The organism is Micromonospora sp. NBC_01699, assembly GCF_036250065.1.
In the GTDB taxonomy this organism is placed as follows: domain Bacteria; phylum Actinomycetota; class Actinomycetes; order Mycobacteriales; family Micromonosporaceae; genus Micromonospora_G.
Genome location: NZ_CP109199.1, coordinates 4,886,302 through 4,906,792, shown reverse-complemented (window position 1 = coordinate 4,906,792; position 20,491 = coordinate 4,886,302). Strand labels below are relative to the sequence as shown.

The window sequence follows — 20,491 nt, the reverse complement described above, 5'->3', positions numbered from 1 at the left end:
TCAGCCGTGCAGGTGGACCGGCATCCGCTCGGGGCCGTTGACCACGATCGAGCGCAGCAGGGTGGGCTCGTCGGCCAGCTCGATCCGTACCGACCGGCGGAGCAACTCCTGGTAGAGCAGCCGTAGTTCGACCCGGGCCAGGATGTTGCCCACGCAGAAGTGCTCCCCGAAGCCGAGCGCCAGGTGCCGGTTCGGCTTGCGGGCGACGTCGAAGCGGTCCGGGTCGGCGAACACCTCCTCGTCCCGGTTGGCCGACGGCAGCCAGAGCGTCACCAGCTCACCCGCGGCCACGGTCGTGCCGCGGATCTCGACCGGGCGGGTGACCGTACGCACGATGTGGGTGGCCGTCGAGGTCCACCGCAGCACCTCGTCGACGGCGGTCGGCAGCAGGTCGGGATCGGCGGCCAGCATCGCCCACTGGTCGGGGTGCCGCAGCAGCGCCAGCATGCCGCCGGACGCCGCGATGCGGGTGTTCTCCGTGCCGCCGACCAGCAGGTTGTCGCAGTTGAGGATCACGTCGTCGGCGGGCAGCCGTACGCCGTCGATCTCCGCCGTGGCCAGCACACTGACCAGGTCCTCGCCGGGCCGGCGCGCCTTGGTCGTCCGCAGATCGTCGAAGTAGGCCATGATTTGCAGGTGGGCGATCCGCTGGATCGCCGCGTCCCCGGCGCCGAACGCCTGACTGGTCAGGCCGTACAGCAGCTCCCAATCGGACTTCGGGATGCCCATCATGTCGCAGATGACGTAGAGCGGCACCCGGCCGGCGATGTCGGCGACGAAGTCGCACGTGCCCAGCTCCAGCGCCCGGTCGACCACGGTCTGCGTGATCTTCTCCAGCTTGGGCTCCAGGTTGCGCATCGCCCGTACCGCGAACCAGGAGTCGACCAGGTTGCGTAGCTGTCGGTGCCGGGGCGGATCGGTCAGCGCCAGCGTCCGGCCCCCGCCCGGGTCCTCGCCGTGCCCGGCCGGTCGCAGGAGAATCCCCTTGGCCGAGCTGAACGTCGCCGCGTCCCGGTACGCGGCGCGCACGTCGTCGTATCGGGTCAGCGCCCAGAAGCCGGGCAGGTCGGTCGCCGGGTGCCGGTAGACCGGCGCGTGCGCGCGCAACCACCGCCATTGGCGCAACGGGTCGCCGCTGCGGTACAGCTCGGGGTCCACCAGATTGATCGTGGGACGGGGATCCGGATCGAGGGGCATGTCGACACCTCACCACCGTGCCGGCGGTGCGTCGACCGCCCGTTCAACCAGCGGATCGACGCAGTTGAACAGGGGTTGGTCATCTGGTGCGAGCCCACGGCGACCGGCAGCATGATGCGCGGCCCGCCCTGCCAGCCGGGGTGTTCGTGGTGCCAGGTCGCGACCGGACAGCGCAGCGGAATCGCGCAGGCGTGCAGGTGCGCCCCGCCGTCCCGGTCGTTTTCGAGCGATGGGAGATTACGGATGCCTACGCCTGACGGTGGACTCCGGGAACTGACAGCCGGCCAGCTCGGCATCTGGTACCTCCAGCAGTTCGCTCCCGAAAACCCGGTCTACAACGTCGCGGAATACCTTGAGATCCGCGGTCCGCTCGACGCACCCCGGTTCGTCGAGGCGATGCGCAGGGCGGTCGGCGAGAGTGACACCTTCCTCACCCGGATCCGCCTGGTGGCCGGCGAACCGCGGCAGTACCTCGACCACGCGGTAGAGCCGAACGCCGGGTTTCTCGACCTCACCGGCGAGACCGACCCGGCGGTTGTCGCAGACCGGCTGATGCGGGCCGACCAGGCGCAGCCGCCGGACCTCGGCGGCGGACAGCTGGGCAACTTCCTGCTCATCAAGCTGACCGAGGACCGGTTCTACTGGTACCAGCGGGCGCACCACATCGTCGCCGACGGGTACGCCGGCGGGCGGGTCGCCGCCCGCACCGCTGAAATCTACGCCGCCCTCGGCACCGGCGACCCGGTCGGCGACGCCCACGACTCGGTGACGGTCCTGCTCGATGCCGACCGCGACTACCGGGCCTCCGACGAGTTCGCCGACGACCGGGCGTACTGGCGCGACGTCCTCGCCGACCTGCCGACGCCGGCCGGAGCCGAGTCCGGCCGCCGGCTGGCCGGCCCCGCCGCCCGACACACGGGCGACCTGAGCGCCACCGCGTCGGCCGAGCTGAAGGCCGCCGCCCGTCGTCTCGGCACCAGCCTCGGCGGCCTGATGATCACCGCCGCGGCGGTGTACCGGCACCGGACCACCGGTGAGAACGACATCGTCATCGGCGTGCCCGTCAGCGGGCGCACCAACCGGCACACGCTCGCCATCCCCGGCATGACCTCCAACGTGATCCCGGTGCGCTGCCGGATCCGCCCCGGCACGTCGGTGGTCGACGTGGTACGGCAGGTGTCCCGGGCGGTCCGGGACGGGCTACGCCGCCAGCGGTACCGCTACGAGGACATGCTGCGCGACCTGAAGCTGCTGGACAGCAACGGCCTGTTCGGCGTGGAACTCAACTACGTGTCGTTCCTGTTCACGGTCGCCTTCGCCGGCTGCACCACCACCGCGCACAACCTCTCCAGCGGCGCCGTCCCGAGCGTACGGATCAACGTCTTCGACACTCCCGCGCTCGACGGCACCCGGGTCACCGTCGAGGTCAACCGGGAGGCGTACCCGGCGCTGGCCGAGCAGGACGTGTCCCGCCGCTTCACCGCCATCCTCGACTGGCTGCGCACCGCCGGACCAGACGAGCCGGTCGCCCACGCCGACGTCCTCGACCCCGACGAGCGGCACCGGCTGCTCGACACCTGGAACGACACCGCCGCCGTACTGCCGCAGACCCTGGTCCCCGCGCTGGCGGCGGCCCGAGCGGCGGAGCACCCGGACGCCGTCGCGGTGGTCTGCGACGGCGAGCGCCTGACGTACGCCGAACTCGACGCCCGGGCCAACCGGCTGGCGCGGTTCCTCGCCGCCCAGGGCGTCGGCGTCGAGTCGGTGGTCGCACTGTGCCTGCCGCGCGGTGTCGCGGCCGTGGAGTCGGTGCTGGCCGTGTGGAAGACCGGCGCCGCATTCGTTCCGATCGACCCCGACTACCCGGCGAACCGGGTGGCGTTCATGATCGCCGACAGCGGGGCCGCGCTGGTCCTCGGCACCAGCGACGCGCTCGACGAACTGCCCGCCAGCCGGGTCCGCGCCGTGGCGATCGACGACCCGCGCACCGCCGCCCTGGTGGCCGCCCAGCCGACCGCACCGTCCACCGTCACGCCGGCGCGGGACTCCCTGGCGTACATCATCTACACCTCCGGGTCGACCGGCCGGCCGAAGGGCGTCGCCGTCACCCACGGTGGCCTAGCCAACTACGTGCTCTGGGCGGCCGACGCGTACCGTGCCGCCGAGACCGGCGGCAGCGCGCCGCTGCACTCCTCGCTGGCCTTCGACCTGACCGTGACCAGCCTGGTCGTGCCGCTGATCTCCGGCGGCACGGTCTGGGTCAGCCCGGCCGGCGGAACCGACGGCCTGGTCGACCTGGTCCGCGCCGCCGGCGGGTTCGGGCTCGCCAAGGTGGTCCCGGCGCACCTGCCGCTGTTGACCGCCACCCTCGGCGACGCCGAGGCGGCCGGCGCCGCGCGTACCTGGGTGGTCGGCGGCGAGGCGCTGGCCGGCGCCGACGTGCGGGCCTGGCTGGCCCGCGCACCCGGGTCGGTGGTGGTCAACGAGTACGGTCCCACCGAGACGGTGGTCGGATGCTGCGTGTACGTGATCGCCGCCGGTGACCCGGTCGACGCGTTGGTGCCGATCGGCCGGCCGATCGCCAACACGCGGCTCTACGTGCTCGACGGCGCGCTCACCCCGGCGCCGGTCAACGCGGCCGGCGAGCTGTACATCGCCGGAGCCCAGCTCGCCCGTGGCTACGTCGGCCGGCGCGGCCTGACCGCCGAGCGCTTCGTGGCCTGCCCGTTCGGCACCGGCGAGCGGATGTACCGCACCGGCGACCTCGCCCGGTGGACCGCCGACGGCCAGCTGGAGTTCCTCGGCCGCGCCGACGACCAGGTCAAGATCCGGGGCTTCCGGATCGAACCCGGCGAGGTGCAGGCCGTCATCAGCGCCCACCCGTCGGTCGACCGTGTGGCCGTGGTGGCCCGCGAGGACATCCCCGGCGATCTGCGGCTGGTGGCCTACATCGTCCCGGACGACCCGGACGACACCGCCGACGCCGATCTGCCGGCCACGGTTCGGCAGTTCGCCGCCGCCCGGCTGCCCGAGCACATGGTGCCCGCCGCCGTGGTGCCGCTCGCCGACCTGCCGCTGACCGCCAACGGCAAGCTCGACCGCGCCGCCCTACCCGCCCCCGACTACACCGGCGGCGGCCTCGGCCGGCGGGAACCGACCAACGCCCGCGAGGAACTGCTCTGCGCCGCCTTCGCCGACGTGCTTGAGCTGCCCACGGTCGGGGTCGACGACGACTTCTTCGCCCTCGGCGGGCACTCGCTGCTGGCCGTGCGGCTGATCAGCCGGATCCGGGTGGTCCTCGGCGTCGACCTGGAGATTCGGCAGCTCTTCGACACGCCCACCCCGGCCACCCTTGCCGCCCAGCTGACCGGCGTCCACCCCGGACGGCCGCCGCTGCACGCCGGCGCCCGCCCCGACCGGATCCCGCTGTCGTATGCCCAACGGCGGTTGTGGTTCGTCGGGCGGCTGGAGGGGCCGGGTGCCACCTACAACAGCCCGGTCGCCCTGCGTCTGTCCGGGACCGTCGACCCGGCGGCCCTCGACGCGGCGCTGCGCGACGTGATCGACCGGCACGAGGCGCTGCGTACGGTCTTCCCGACCACCGACGGCGAGCCGTACCAGCGGATCCTCGACCCGGACGAGCTGCGCTCGGAACTCACCGTCCGTACCGTCGCGCCCGACGACCTCGCCGACGTGGTCGCCGCCGCGGCCGCGTACCCGTTCGACCTCGCCACCGAGGTGCCGGTCCGGGCCTGGCTGTTCAGCACCGCGCCCACCGACCACGTCCTGGTGCTGGTCGTGCACCACATCGCCAGCGACGGCTGGTCGGCCGCGCCGATGTCGCGCGACATCGCCACCGCGTACGCCGCCCGTCGGCTCGGCCGCGCCCCGACCTGGACGCCGCTGCCGGTGCAGTACGCGGACTATGCGCTGTGGCAGCGGGAGTTGCTCGGTGCCGAGTCCGATCCGGACAGCCTGACCACGCGGCAGACCGCGTACTGGCGGGAGGCGCTCGCCGGCATCCCCGAGGAACTGACCCTGCCTGCCGACCGGCCGCGCCCGGTTGTCGCCGGCCACCGGGGGCATGGCGTGGACCTCGACGTTCCCGCCGACGTGCACGCCCGCATAGTGGAGGTGGCGCGGGCCGAAGGCGTGACGGTGTTCATGGTGTTGCACGCCGCATTGGCCGTGCTGTTGTCGCGGTTGGGTGCGGGTGCGGATGTGCCGATCGGGACGGTCGTGGCGGGGCGGACCGATGAGGCGTTGGACGACCTGGTCGGCTTCTTCGTGAACACGTTGGTGCTGCGTACGGATGTGTCCGGTGATCCGACCTTCGCCGAGCTGCTGGCCCGGGTGCGGGAGACCGGGCTGTCCGCGTTCGAGCATCAGGACGTGCCGTTCGAGCGGCTGGTGGAGGAGTTGTCGCCGGCGCGGTCGATGGCCCGGCACCCGTTGGCGCAGGTCGTGCTCACCCTGAAGAACACCATCGACGCCGGCCCGTCCCTGCCCGGTACCGACAGCCAACCGTTTCCCACCGGCCCGGCGGTGGCTCGCTACGACCTGGAATTCAACGTCGAGGAACAGCGCGACGAAGCCGGCGCGCCGGCCGGGCTGCGCGGCCGGATGATCGCCGCCGCCGACCTGTTCGACGTGGACACCGCCCACCGGCTCACCGAGTGGTTCGGTCGGGTGCTGGGTGTGGTGGTGGCCGATGTCGGTCGTCGGTTGTCTTCGGTGGATGTTTTGGATGATGTTGAGCGTCGGCGGGTGTTGGTGGAGTGGAATTCGGTGCCGGTGGTGGTGCCGGCGGTGTCGGTGGGTGACTTGTTTGCGGCGGTGGTGGCGGGGGCGCCGGGTGCGGTGGCGGTGGTGGCGGATGGTGTGGGGTTGACGTATGGCGAGTTGGATGAGCGGGCGGGTCGGTTGGCGAGTTTGTTGGTGGGGTGTGGGGTGGGTCCGGAGTCGCGGGTTGCTTTGGTGTTGGGTCGGGGTTCGGAGTTTGTGGTGGCGATGTTGGCGGTGGTGCGTGCGGGGGGTGCGTATGTGCCGGTGGATCCGCGGTATCCGGTGGAGCGGGTTGGGTACATGTTGGAGGATTCGGGGCCGGTGGTGGTGTTGGCTTCGGCGGCGACTGTGGGGGTGTTGGTTGATTGCCCGGTGCCGGTGGTTGTGCTGGACGATGTGGAGGTCGTCGCGGAGTTGGCGGGGTTGCCGGTTGCGTTGCCGGTGTCGGTGTTGGTGGATCATTCGTTGTATGTGATTTATACGTCGGGGTCGACGGGTCGGCCGAAGGGTGTGACGGTTACGCATGGGAATGTGGTGGGGTTGTTTGCGGGTGCGGCGGGGTTGTTTGGTGGGTTCGATGGTGCTGATGTGTGGTCGTGGTTTCATTCGGCGGCGTTTGATTTTTCGGTGTGGGAGTTGTGGGGTGCGTTGTTGCATGGTGGTCGGGTGGTGGTGGTGCCGTTTGAGGTGTCGCGGTCGCCGGGGGAGTTCGCGGCGTTGTTGGTGCGGGAGCGGGTGACGGTGTTGAGTCAGACGCCGTCGGCGTTTTATGGGGTGATGGATTTGTTGGATGGGTCGTTGTTGCGGGTGGTGGTGTTTGGTGGGGAGGCGTTGGATCCGGGTCGGTTGGGGGGTTGGTTCGTTCGTCATGGTGGTGGTGGGCCGGTGATGGTGAATATGTATGGGATTACTGAGACGACGGTGCATGTGACGTTTGAGCGGGTGGGTTCGGGTGGTGGGGGGAGTGTGGTGGGTCGGGGGTTGCCGGGGTTGCGGGTGTTTGTGCTTGATGCGGGGTTGCGGCCGGTGCCGCCGGGTGTGGTGGGTGAGGTGTATGTGTCGGGTGGGCAGTTGGCGCGGGGTTATTTGGGGCGGGCTGCTTTGACTGGTGAGCGGTTTGTGGCGTGTCCGTTTGGTGGTTTGGGTGGGCGGATGTATCGGAGTGGGGATGTGGCGCGGTGGAGTGGTGGTGGTCGGTTGGAGTTTGTGGGTCGTGTTGATGATCAGGTGAAGGTTCGGGGTTTTCGGATTGAGTTGGGTGAGGTGGAGGCGGTGGTTGCGGCGGTGGGGTTGGTGTCGCGGGCGGTGGTGGTGGTGCGTGAGGATGTTCGGGGTGATGTGCGGTTGGTGGCTTATGTGGTTCCGGTGGGTGGGGTGGATTTGGTGGGGTTGTCGGGGGTGGTGTTGGGGGAGGTGGCTCGGCGGTTGCCGGGGTATATGGTGCCGGCGGCGGTGGTGGTTTTGGATGCGTTGCCGTTGACGGTTAATGGGAAGTTGGATCGTGGGCGGTTGCCGGTGCCGGTGTGGTCTGGGGGTGGGGGTCGGGCGCCGGTGAATGTGCGGGAGGAGTTGGTGTGTGCGGGGTTTGCTGAGTTGTTGGGTGTGGATGGTGTGGGGGTTGATGACGATTTTTTTGTGTTGGGTGGGCATTCGTTGTTGGTGGTGCGGTTGGTGGAGTGGTTGCGTCGGCGTGGTGTGGTGGTGTCGGTGCGGGCGTTTTTTCAGACTCCTACTCCGGGTGCGTTGGCGGCTAGTGTTGGTGTTCGGCAGGTGGAGGTGCCGGCGAATCGGATTCCGGTCGGTGCCACTGGGATTACTCCGGATATGTTGCCGCTGGTTGAGCTGACCGTCGAGCAGATTGATCGGATCGCTGTCAGCGTCGATGGTGGTGCCGCGAATATCGCTGACATCTATCCCCTGGCTCCGTTACAGGAGGGTTTGCTGTTCCACCATCTGCTGGCCGGCGACGGACCGGACACCTACGTCCTGCCCAGCGTCCTGCGCTTCGCCGACCGGCACCTGCTCGACGACTTCCTCACCGCGGTGCAGCAGGTGGTGGACCGGCACGACATCTTCCGCACCTCGATCGTCTGGGACGGCCTGCCCGAACCGGTCCAGGTCGTCCGGCGACACGCCACCCTGCCCGTACGCGAGGTCGTCGCGGACGGGACGGACGAGCTGCTGGCCGTCACGGGTCTGACGATGGACCTGAGCCGTGCACCGCTGATGGACGCCACGCTGACTCCCACCGCCGACGGGCAGTGGCTGGCGCTCATCCGGGTCCACCACGTCGTGCAGGACCACACCGGCCTGGACGTGCTGCTCTCCGAGGTACGCGCGATCATGTCCGGCCGGGCCGACGAGTTGCCCCGGCCGCTGCCGTTCCGCGACTTCGTCGCTCAAACCCGGGGCGGCGCCGCCGAGGAGGAGCACGAGCGGTACTTCGCCGCCCTGCTCTCCGACGTCGACGAGCCGACCGCCGCGTACGGGGTGCTGGACGTCCGTGGCGACGGCACCGGCCAGCGGCGAGCCGAGGTACCGCTCGACGCCTCGTTGGCCGACCGGCTGCGCCGGGTTTCCCGCGACCTCGCTACCAGTCCCGCGACCATCCTGCACGTCGCCTGGGCGAGGGCGCTCGCCGTTGTCTCCGGCCGCGAGGACGTGGTGTTCGGCACGGTCCTGTTCGGTCGGATGAACGCCGGCGCCGGCGCCGACCGGGTGCCCGGCCCGTTCATCAACACCCTGCCGGTCCGGGTACGCACCGGTGCGCTGACCGTCCGGGACGCCGTCGCCGCCCTGCGTGACCAGCTCGCCGGACTGCTCGAACACGAACACGCCCCGCTCGCCGTCGCGCAGCGGGTCAGCGGGGTCCCGGCGGACCAGCCCCTCTTCACGTCGATTTTCAACTACCGGCACAACATCTCCGGAACCGACATCGACATCGACGGCGTCAGCGTCGTCTCCGCCCGCGAGTTCGACAACTTCCCGCTGTCGGTCTCGGTGGACGACGACGGCGACCGGATCGCCTTCGCCGTCGACGCCACCGGAGAGATCGACCCGTACGCGGTGGGCGTGCTCCTGCGTACCGCGACCGATGGGCTCGTCACCGCGCTCGAATCGGCGGCCGACACCCAGCTGAACACCGTGGACGTACTCGATGTTGATGAGCGGCGGCGGGTGTTGGTGGAGTGGAACGAGACTGCGGTGGCGGTGGGGGCGCCGTTGGTGTTGGAGGTGTTCGAGGCTCAGGTGGTGTTGTCGCCGGAGGCGACGGCGGTGGTGTGTGGGGAGGTGGCTCTGAGTTTTGTGGAGTTGGATCGGCGGGCGAATCGGTTGGCCCGTTTGTTGATCGGTCGTGGAGTGGGTCCGGAATCGGTGGTGGGTCTGTTGCTACCACGGGATGTGGACGTGGTGGTGGCGATTCTGGCGGTGTTGAAGGCCGGTGGGGCGTACCTGCCGCTGGATGTGCAGTATCCGGTTGAGCGGATCAATTTGATGGTGGCGGACGCGGCGCCGGTGGTGGTCGTGACGTTGTCGGAGTCGGTGAGCGCCGTGCCGGCGGGTGTTCCGGTCTTGGCGTTGGACGATCCGGGGGTCGGCGTGGAGTGGGCGGCTGTGTCGTCCGATTCTTTGCCGGTGGTGGTGGGTGCGGAGTCGGCGGCGTATGTGATTTATACGTCGGGGTCGACGGGTCGGCCGAAGGGTGTGGTGGTGACTCATGGTGGGTTGCGGAATTTGTTTGCGTTCCATCGTGCGGGGACGATGGCGGGTTTTGTGGGTCGTCGGTTGCGGGTGGCGTTGACGGCGTCGTTGTCTTTTGACACGTCGTGGGAGGGGTTGTTGTGGATGGTGGCGGGCCATGAGTTGCACGTCATTTCTGATGAGGTGCGGCGGGATACGGCGGCGATGGTGCGGTATGTGGTTGAGGTGGGTGTGGGTGTGATGGATGTGACGCCGACGTATGCGGAGCAGTTGGTGGCTGATGGGTTGTTGGAGGGGCCGCCGGAGGTTTTGTTGTTGGGTGGTGAGGCGGTTGGTTCTGGGTTGTGGGATCGGTTGCGGGGTGTGGTGGGGATGTTGTTTGTGCCGTTGTATGGGCCGACGGAGTACAGCGTGGATGCGTTGGGTTTGTCGGTGGCCGTTGGTGAGCGGCCGTTGGTGGGTGTGCCGATTGCGAATACGCGGGCGTATGTGTTGGATGCTTTGTTGCGGCCGGTGCCGGTTGGTGTGGGTGGTGAGTTGTATTTGGCGGGTGCGGGTGTGGCTCGTGGGTATTTGGGGCGGGCGGGTTTGTCGGCGGGTCGGTTTGTGGCGTGTCCGTTCGGTGGTGTGGGTGAGCGGATGTATCGGACGGGTGATGTGGTGCGGTGGGATGTGTGGGGGCGGTTGGAGTTTCTGGGTCGGGTTGATGATCAGGTGAAGATTCGTGGGTTCCGGATCGAGTTGGGTGAGGTGGCGGCGGCGGTTGCGGCCTGTCCGGGTGTTGCTCGGGCGGTGGTGGTGGTGCATACGGATGTGGTGGGTGACCGGCGCCTGGTTGCTTATGCGGTTGCCGATGGTGGGGATGTTGACGGGTTGCCGGGCCGGGTGCGTGGGTTCGTCGCGGAGCGGCTGCCGGGGCACATGGTGCCGGCCGCCGTAATGGTGCTCGACGACCTGCCGGTGACGGTGAGTGGGAAGCTCGACCAGCGGGCCCTGCCCGCACCCGACTTCGCCGACCAGGGCGGCACCAGCCGGGCCGTCTCCGATCCCCGGCAGGAGCTGCTGTGCGGTGTCTTCGCCGACCTGCTCGGCCTGCCGGAGGTCGGGGTCGACGACGACTTCTTCGCCCTGGGCGGACACTCCCTGCTCGCCGTACGCCTGCTCGGCCGGCTGCGGAACGTCCTCGGTGCCGAGGTGCGGCTGCGGACCCTCTTCGACGCGCCGACCCCCCGAGCATTCGCCGCCCGGCTGACCGAGGCCGGTCCGGCCCGCCCGCCGCTGACCGCCGTCGCCCGTCCCGATCGGGTGCCGCTGTCGTTCGCGCAGCGCCGGCTCTGGTTCATCGACCGGCTGGAAGGCCCCAACGCGACCTACAACCTGCCCGAGGCGCTGCGGCTGTCCGGGCACGTCGACATCGACGCCCTGGGCGCCGCGCTGCGCGACGTCCTCGGCCGGCACGAGATCCTGCGGACCGTCTACGACACCGTCGACGGAGAGGCCCACCAGCGGGTCATCGCGCTGGACGATCTCGACTGGCGACCCGGCGCCGTGACCGTGGCACCGGAGGCGCTGGACGGCGCGATCGCCGAGACGGCCGGGCAGCCGTTCGACCTGGCCCGCGAAGTGCCGGTCCGGGCCCGGCTGTTCTCCACCGCGCCCGACGAGCACGTGCTGCTCCTCGTGGTGCACCACATCGCCAGCGACGGCTGGTCGGTCGGCCCGCTCGCCCGCGACCTGTCCGCCGCGTACGCCGCGCGACTCGCCGGACATGCCCCGGCGTGGGAGCCGCTACCGGTCCAGTACGCCGACTACGCGCTGTGGCAGCGCGAGCTGCTCGGCGACGAGCGGGACCCGGACGGCACGCTGCTGTCCGCGCAGGTCGCCTACTGGCGGGACACCCTGGCCGGCGCGCCGGAGGAACTGGCCCTGCCGTACGACCACGCCCGCCCGGCGGTGCCCGGACACCGCGGCCACCCCATGAGCGTCGAGGTGCCCGCCGCGCTGCACGCCCGGCTCCGTGAGCTGGCCCGGACCGAGGGCGTGACGGTCTCGATGGTGCTGCAAGCCGCCGTCGCCGTACTGCTGTCGCGGCTCGGGGCCGGCACCGACATCCCGATCGGCATGGCGGTCGCCGGGCGCACCGACGAGGCGTTGGACGACCTGGTCGGCTTCTTCGTCAACACGCTGGTCCTGCGCACCGATCTCTCCGGCGACCCGACCCTGCGCGACGTGCTCGTCCGGGTACGGGAGAGCGCCCTGGCCGGTCTCGGCAACCAGGACGTGCCGTTCGAGCGGCTGGTCGAGGAACTAGCCCCGGCCCGGTCGCTGGCCCGCCACCCGCTGTTCCAGACGATGTTGACGTTGCAGAACAACGCCGCCGCGACGCTCGACCTGCCGGGGCTGCACGCCCAGGAACGCCCGGTGCCGAGTACCGCGGCGAAGTTCGACCTTGAGTTCAGCCTCGCCGAGACCTTCGACAACAAGGGTGCGCCGGCCGGCCTGGCCGGAGAGCTGATCGCCTCGGCGGACCTCTTCGAACCCACCACCGCGGGCCAACTGCTGAGCCGCTTCGTCCGCGTGCTCGACGCGCTCGCGGACGACGCCGAGCGCCCACTGAGCAGCGTTGACGTGATGGACGCGGACGAGCGTTCCCGGGTGCTGGTGGAGTGGAATGACACCTCGGTGTCGTATCCGGTTGGTGGGACGTTGCCGGAGTTGTTCGCGGGGCGGGTGGCTGTGTCGCCGGGTGCGGTGGCGGTGGTGTTCGAGGGTGAGCAGTTTACGTATGCGGAGGTGGATGCTCGGGCGGATAGGGTCGCCCGGTATTTGCGGGCTGCGGGTGTGGGTCCGGAGTCGGTGGTGGGGGTGCGGTTGGAGCGTGGTGTTGATTTGGTGGTGGCGTTGTTGGGTGTGTTGAAGGCGGGTGGGGCGTATTTGCCGATTGATCCGTCGTATCCGGTGGAGCGGGTGGCGTTGTTGGTGGAGGATGCCCGTCCGGTCGTGGTTCTGGATTCGATCACCGGCCTGGATGGTCCGGTGCCGGAGACGTTGGTGGATGTGTGTGCGGATCATCCGGCGTATGTGTTGTTTACGTCGGGGTCGTCGGGTCGTCCGAAGGGTGTGGTTGTTTCGCATGCGGGGATTGTGAACCGGTTGCGGTGGATGCAGGACCGGTTCGGGTTGTCGGCTGCGGATCGGGTGGTGCAGAAGACGCCGTTCACGTTCGATGTGTCGGTGTGGGAGTTCTTCTGGCCGTTGTTGGAGGGCGCGACTTTGGTGGTGGCGCGTCCGGGGGGTCACCGTGATCCGGCTTATCTGACGCAGCTTATTGACGCTGAGCGGGTGTCGACGGTGCATTTTGTGCCGTCGATGTTGGAGGCGTTCCTGCCGGTGGCGGAGTCCTGCACCGGCCTTACCCGGGTGATCTGTTCGGGTGAGGCGCTGCCGGCCACTGTCCAGGACCGCTTCCTGGCCGCGCTTCCCGACGTCGAACTGCATAACCTGTACGGGCCGACGGAGGCGTCGGTCGACGTTACCGCTGCCCGGTGCGAGTCGGGTGCGCTCGTGACGATCGGTGAGCCGGTCGCGAATACCCGCACGTATGTGCTCGACGCCAACCTGCAACCCGTCCCGCCGGGTGTGGCCGGGGAGTTGTACCTCGCTGGTGTGCAGCTCGCTCGCGGTTATGTGAACCGGGCCGGGTTGACGGGTGAGCGGTTCGTTGCCGATCCGTTCGAGTCGGGTGGGCGGTTGTATCGCACGGGTGATCTGGTGCGCTGGACCGCTGACGGGCGACTGGACTATCTGGGTCGTACGGATGAGCAGGTGAAGCTGCGTGGGTTCCGGATCGAGTTGGGTGAGGTGCAGGCCGCCGTGGCCGCGTGCCCGGAGGTGACCCAGGCCGCTGTCATCGTCCGCGACGACAAGCTCATCGCGTACGTCGTCGGCGGTGACGGCGCCGGTGTCCGGGAACACGTGAGCCGGCGGTTGCCGGAGTACATGGTTCCCGCCGCCGTGGTGGTGCTCGATGCACTGCCGGTCACGGCGAACGGCAAGCTCGACCGCCGCGCGCTGCCGGACCCGGAGTTCACCGCCGGTTCCGGTCGTGGCCCGGCGAACGCGCGTGAAGAACTGCTCTGTGCCGCCTTCGCCGAGATTCTCGGCCTCGACACCGTGGGCGTGGACGACGACTTCTTCGCGCTCGGTGGGCACTCGCTCGCCGTGGTGCGGTTGGTGGAGTGGCTGCGCCAACGCGGGGTCGCGGTGCCGGTGCGGGCGTTCTTCCAGACTCCTACTCCGGCTGCGCTGGCGGCCAACACCGGCGCTCGGCAGGTGGAGGTGCCCGCCAATCGGATCCCGATCGACGCCACCGAGATCACCCCGGACATGCTGCCGCTGGTCGACCTGACCGCCGAGCAGGTCGACCGGATCGCCGCCACCGTCGACGGCGGCGCCGCCAACATCGCCGACATCTACCCCCTCGCCCCGCTCCAGGAGGGCATCCTCTTCCACTACCTGCTGGCCGACGGCGGCGACGACGCGTACATCCGGCCGATGGTGCTGGAGATGGACTCCCGGTCGCGGCTCGACGACTTCGTCGCCGCGCTGCAACGGGTCGTCGACCGGCACGACATCTACCGCACCTCGATCGTCTGGGAAGGACTCACCGAGCCGGTGCAGGTGGTCCGGCGGTACGCCGTGCTGCCGGTCACCGAGGTCACCCTGCCGGCGGGGGCGCACGACCCGGTGGCCGCGCTGATCGCCGCGACCGGGATGGCGATGCCGCTGGACCGCGCGCCGCTGCTGGACCTCAGCGTGGCCCGGGTCCCGGACGGCGACCGCTGGCTGGCGCTGATCCGCGTTCACCACATGGTGGAGGACCACACCGGCATGGACGTCGCGCTGGCCGAGTTGCGGGCCTTCCTCACCGACCGTGGTGAGGAGCTGCCGCCGGCACTGCCGTTCCGCGACTTCGTCGCCCAAACCCGGGGCGGCATGGCCGAGGAGGAGCACGAGCGTTACTTCGCCGGCCTGCTCGGCGACGTGGACGAGCCCACCGCGCCGTTCGGGGTGACCGACGTGCTCGGCAGCGGCAGCGGCGTGGTGCGCGGCGTCCGCGAGTTTCCACCCGCGCTGTCGGCCCGGGTCCGGGACGTCTCCCGGCGGCTGGGTGCCAGCCCGGCCACCGTCCTGCACGTGGCCTGGGCCCGAGTGCTCGCCGCCCTGTCCGGCCGCCATGACGTCGTGTTCGCCACCGTGCTGTTCGGCCGGATGAACGCCGGCGCCGGCGCCGACCGGGTGCCCGGCCCGTTCATGAACATGCTGCCGGTACGGGTGCGGATCGACGACCGGGACACGTCCACCGCGGTCGCCACGATGCGCGACCAGCTCGCCGAGCTGATGGAGCACGAGCATGCGCCGCTGGCGGTCGCCCAGCGGGCCAGCGCCGTCGCCGCCGACCTGCCGCTGTTCACGTCGATCTTCAACTACCGGCACAACACCACGGTGAACCCGGAGGACGTGGCGCTGGCCGGGATCCGGATGGTGCACTCCGACGAGCCCACCAACTATCCCCTGTCGGTGGTGGTCGAGGACGACGGTGACCAGCTCGCGCTCGCCATCGACGCGGTCGCGCCGATCGACCCCGAGCTGGTCTGCGGGTTGCTGCACGCGACCACGCGGAACCTCGTCGACACGCTCGGCGCCGTACTGGACGGCGGACCGGACAGCCCGTTGGAGGGCGTGGACGTCCTGGACGAGCGAGAGCACCGGCGCCTGCTCCGCGAATGGAACGACACCGCCAGCGAGGTGCCGGACGCGACGATCCCGGAACTGTTCGAGCGGCAGGTCCAGCGGACGCCGGAGGCACCCGCCGTCGTGGCCGAGGACGGCGAGCTGACGTACGCCGAACTCGACGCGCGGGCCGAGCGGCTGGCCCGCTCGCTGGCCGCGCGGGGGGTTGGCCCGGAGTCGGTCGTCGCGGTCTGCATGCCGCGCGGCGCCGCGCTGACCACCGCCCTGCTCGGCGTGCTCAAGGCGGGCGGCGCCTACCTGCCGGTCGACCCCGACTATCCGGCCGAGCGGATCGCGTACATGTTGCAGGACGCGCAGCCGCCGGTGGTGCTGGCCACCACCGACACCGCCGCTGTCCTCGCCGACGTGTCGAACGTGCCGGTGCTGGTCACCGACGGCGCGGAGCTGACCGCCGAGTTGGCCGCCTGGGACCCGGTGACGCCCCGTCCGGGGGAGCGGGCCCGGCCCACCAATCCGGCGTACGTCATCTACACGTCGGGATCGACCGGCCGGCCCAAGGGCGTCCTGGTGTCGCACGCCGGCGTGCCGAGCCTGGTCGCCGGGCACGTCGAGTTCCTCGGCGTCGGCGCGGGCTCCCGGGTCGGCCAGTTCGCCTCGGCCAGCTTCGACACGTTCGGCTGGGAGTGGATGATGGCGCTGCTGACCGGCGCCGCCCTGGTGGTGATCCCGACCGAGCGTAGGCTCGGCACGGCGCTGCCGGCGTTCCTCGCCGAGCGGGGGGTGACGCACGTGACCCTGCCGCCGGCCGTGCTGGCCACCCTCGACGAGACCTCCGTCGCCGCCGACGTGGTGCTGGTGGTGGCCGGCGAGTCCTGCCCGCCGGACGTGATGGCGCGCTGGTCGCCGGGACGGCGGATGTTCAACTCGTACGGCCCGACCGAGACCACGGTGGACGCCACCCTGTGGCGGTTCGTCCCGGACGCCCGGGAGGTGTCCATCGGCGCGCCGGTGCTCAACACCCGGGCGTTCGTGCTCGACGACCGGCTCACCCCGGTCCCGGTCGGGGTGGCCGGTGAGCTGTACGTCGCCGGCGTCGGGCTGGCCCGCGGCTACGTGAGCCGCGTCGGCCTCACCTCGGAACGATTCGTGGCCTGCCCGTACGGCGCGGCCGGCGAGCGGATGTACCGCACCGGCGACCGGGCACGGTGGACGGCCGACGGGGAGCTGCTGTTCGCCGGCCGGGCCGACGACCAGGTCAAGATCCGTGGCTTCCGGATCGAGCCCGGCGAGATCGCCGCCGTGCTCTCCGCACACCCCGGCGTGGCACAGGCCACGGTCGTGGTCCGCGAGGACGTCCCCGGCGACGTCCGGCTGGTCGGCTACGTCGTGCCGACCAGCCCGGAGGCGGCGGGCACGCTGCCCGACCTGGTCCGCGGGCTGGCCGCGCAGCGGCTGCCGGACTACATGGTGCCGTCGGCGGTGGTGCTGCTGGACGCGTTGCCGCTGACCGCGAACGGGAAGCTGAACCGTGCGGCGCTGCCGGCGCCGGACCTGCGTGGCGGCGTTGGCGGCCGGGGTCCGGCGAACCTGCGGGAGGAGCTCATCTGCGTGGCTTTCGCCAGTCTGCTCGGGGTCGACCGGGTGGGTGTGGACGACGACTTCTTCGCCCTGGGCGGGCAGTCGCTGCTGGCGGTGCGGCTCGTCAGCCGGCTGCGGGCGGTGCTCGGCGTCGAGGTGGAGATCCGGGCCCTGTTCGAGGCGCCCACCCCGGCCGGGCTGGCGGCGCGGCTGACCGGCGCCGACACGGCGCGGCTGTCGCTGACCGCCCGGCTCCGGCCACCGCGGGTGCCACTGTCGTACGCCCAGCGCCGGCTCTGGTTCATCGACCAACTCGAAGGGCCCGGGGCGACGTACAACATGCCGCTCGCCGTGCGGCTCACCGGCCGGGTCGACGTGCCGGCGCTCGCCGCGGCACTGCGCGACCTGATCGACCGGCACGAGGCGCTGCGGACGACGTTCCCGACCGCCGACGGCGAGCCCTACCAGCGGATTCTCGACCCGACCGATCCGCGCGGGGAGCTGGCGACCATCACCGTGCCGGCCGCCGGGCTGCCGGCCGCCGTCGCGGCGCTCGCCGCACGGCCGTTCGACCTCGCCGTCGAGCCGCCGGTGCGCGCGTCGCTGCTGACCGTCGGACCGTACGAGCACGTGCTGGTGCTGGTGCTGCACCACATCGCCGGCGACGGCTGGTCGCGCGACCCGCTCGCCCGGGACCTGTCCACCGCGTACGCGGCCCGGACGGCCGGACGGGCGCCGGACTGGCAACCGCTGCCGGTCCAGTACGCCGACTACGCCCTCTGGCAGCGCGAGCTGCTCGGCGCCGACGGCGACCCGGACAGCCTGCTGTCGCGGCAGATCGCGTACTGGCGGGCGGCGCTCGACGGCGCGCCGCAGGAGCTGGCCCTGCCGACCGACCGGCCCCGTCCGGCCGTCGCCTCGCACCATGGGCACGAGGTGCCGGTGCACCTGCCGGCCGCCGTGCACGCGCGGCTGCGCGAGGTGGCGCGGGCCGAGGGGGCGACGGTGTTCATGGTGCTCCAGGCGGCCCTCGCCGTGCTGCTGTCCCGGTTGGGTGCCGGCACCGACGTGCCGATCGGTTCGACCAACGCCGGCCGCACCGACGTGGCCCTGGACGACCTGGTCGGATTCTTCGTCAACACTGTGGTCACCCGGGTCGACCTGTCCGGCGACCCGGCCTTCGACGAGGTGCTGACCCGGGTCCGGGACGCCGGCCTGGCCGGGCTGGCCAACCAGGACGTGCCGTTCGAGCGGCTGGTCGAGGAACTGGCGCCGACCCGGTCGCTGTCCCGGCACCCGCTGTTCCAGGTGATGCTGACCTTGCAGAACAACGCCGCCGCGGTCGTCGACCTGCCCCAGATACGGGTCGAGGGGGTGCCGGCGGAGCTGTCGGTGGCCAAGTTCGACCTTGAGCTGGTGGTCGCCGAGTCCTTCGACGCGGCGGGCGTACCGGCCGGAGTGGACGGTGTGCTCATCGCCGCCGCCGACCTGTTCGAGGCGGCCACGGTCGGCCGGCTGGCGGAACGCCTCGCCCGGACCCTGGACGCGGTCACCGCCGACCCGGCGGTGCGGGTCGGCGCGGTCGACGTGTTCGGCCCGGCCGAGCGGCACCGGGTGCTGGTGGAGTGGAACGACACCGGCCGCGACGTACCCGGCACACTGGTGCCGGACCTGATCGCCGCCCGGGCCGCCGAGACCCCCGACGCGGTCGCGGTGCGGTACGACGACGCGGCGCTCAGCTACGCCGAGCTGGATGCCCGCGCCCGGCGCCTGGCCCGGTCGCTGCGCAACCTGGGTGCCGGCCCGGAGACCGTGGTGGGTCTGTACCTGCCGCGTGGCCTCGACGTGGTCGTGGCGATCGTGGCGGCCTGGCAGGCCGGCGCGGCGTACCTGCCGATCGATCCGGAGCAGCCGGCCGAGCGGGTCGCGTACCTGATCGGGGACGTCGAGCCCGTCGTGGTCGTGACCGACCGGGCGCACGCCGACCTGCTGCCCGACGAAGCGCCGCGCCTGCTGCTCGACGCACCGGCACCCGACACGGTGGCCGGTGCCGTCGCCGGCCCGGCGCTGCTGCCCGCGCATCCGGCGTACGTGATCTACACCTCTGGCTCCACCGGGCGGCCGAAGGGGGTAGCGGTGCCGCACGGCGGCCTGATCAACCTGGTCGAGGTGTTCCGGCCGGTGCTGCGGGTCGGCCCCGGTGTGCCGGTGCTGCAATTCGCGTCGTTCAACTTCGACGCCTCCGTGCTCGACGTGGCGGTCACCCTGGCCTGCGGTGGCACGCTGGTGGTCGCCACCGCCGCGCAACGCGCCGAGCCGGCGCTGCTGCGCGAGTTGGTCGCCGGCACCGGCGTGCGGTCGGCCAGCGTAGTGCCGTCGCTGCTCGGTGTGCTGTCGCCGGACGACCTGGCCGGCGTGGAGTCGATGGTGGTCGGGTCGGAGGGCATCGAGCCGTCGCTGGCGGCGGCCTGGGCCCGGGACCGGCGGCTGACCCACGCGTACGGGCCGACCGAGGCAACCGTCATAGTCGCGGCCGGACCGGTCGACCCGGACGGCGCCGGTAGCGCCACGGTGCCGTTCGGCGGCCCGCTGGCCAACAGCCGGGCCTTCGTCCTCGACCGGTCGCTGGCACCGGTGCCACCGGGGGTCGTCGGCGAGCTGTACGTCGGCGGCGACCAGCTCGCCCGCGGCTACGTGCGCCGTTCCGGGCTCACCGCGGAGCGCTTCGTGGCCTGCCCGTACGGCGCGGCCGGCGAGCGGATGTACCGCACCGGCGACCTGGTGCGGTGGACCGCCGACGGGCAGCTGGTGTTCCTCGGCCGGGCCGACGACCAGGTGAAGCTGCGCGGGTTCCGGATCGAGCTCGGTGAGGTCCAGACGGCGCTGGCCGCACACCCGGGCGTCGGGCAGGCCGCGGCGCTGCTGCGCGAGGACACGCCCGGCGACCGTCGCCTGGTCGGCTACGTGGTGCCGGCCGACGGGACCGACATCAACGGGCTGCCTGCCGAGGTCCGTGCCGGGGCGGCGGCCACACTGCCGGAGTACATGGTGCCGTCCGCCATCGTGGTGGTGGACGCGATACCGCTGACCCCCAACGGCAAGCTGGACCGGCGGGCGTTGCCGGCGCCCGACCACGCCGCCGGGGCCGGCCTGGGCCGGCCGCCGGCCACGCCGGAGGAGGAGGCGATCTGCGCCGCGTTCGCCGCCGCGCTGGGCCTGGGCAGCGTCACCGCCGACGACGACTTCTTCGAGCTGGGCGGCCACTCGCTGCTGGCGATCGACGTCATCGCCCGGATCCGGGAACGTCTGGGAGCAGAGGTCGGGATCCGGGAGCTGTTCGAGGCGCCCACCCCGGCGGGGCTGGCCCGTCGGATCGCCGCCACCACCACCGCCGTCGCGGCCCGGCCGGCGCTGCGCCCGATGCGGCGCGGCGACTGACCGACAACCGGGCGACGCCGCCGGCCTCGTCGAGGAA

At 71.2% G+C, this 20,491-nt stretch carries 2 protein-coding genes; one reads left to right on the top strand and one right to left on the bottom strand.

The features are described from left to right. Positions 1-1,197 (bottom strand): cytochrome P450, encoded by a 1,197-nt coding sequence (locus tag OG792_RS20270; RefSeq protein ID WP_329101161.1) that lies wholly within the window; start codon positions 1,195-1,197, stop codon positions 1-3. Positions 1,198-1,440: 243 nt separating this feature from the next. Here OG792_RS20270 and OG792_RS20265 point away from each other — a divergent pair, with 243 nt between their 5' ends. Continuing rightward, positions 1,441-20,454 (top strand): non-ribosomal peptide synthase/polyketide synthase, encoded by a 19,014-nt coding sequence (locus OG792_RS20265; RefSeq protein WP_329101159.1) that lies wholly within the window; start codon positions 1,441-1,443, stop codon positions 20,452-20,454. Positions 20,455-20,491 lie beyond the last annotated feature (37 nt).

Coding starts and splice junctions, on each gene's coding strand:
- OG792_RS20270 (WP_329101161.1), bottom strand. CDS start 1,197: ATGCCCCTCGATCCGGATCCCCGTCCCACGATCAATCTGGTGGACCCC.
- OG792_RS20265 (WP_329101159.1), top strand. CDS start 1,441: ATGCCTACGCCTGACGGTGGACTCCGGGAACTGACAGCCGGCCAGCTC.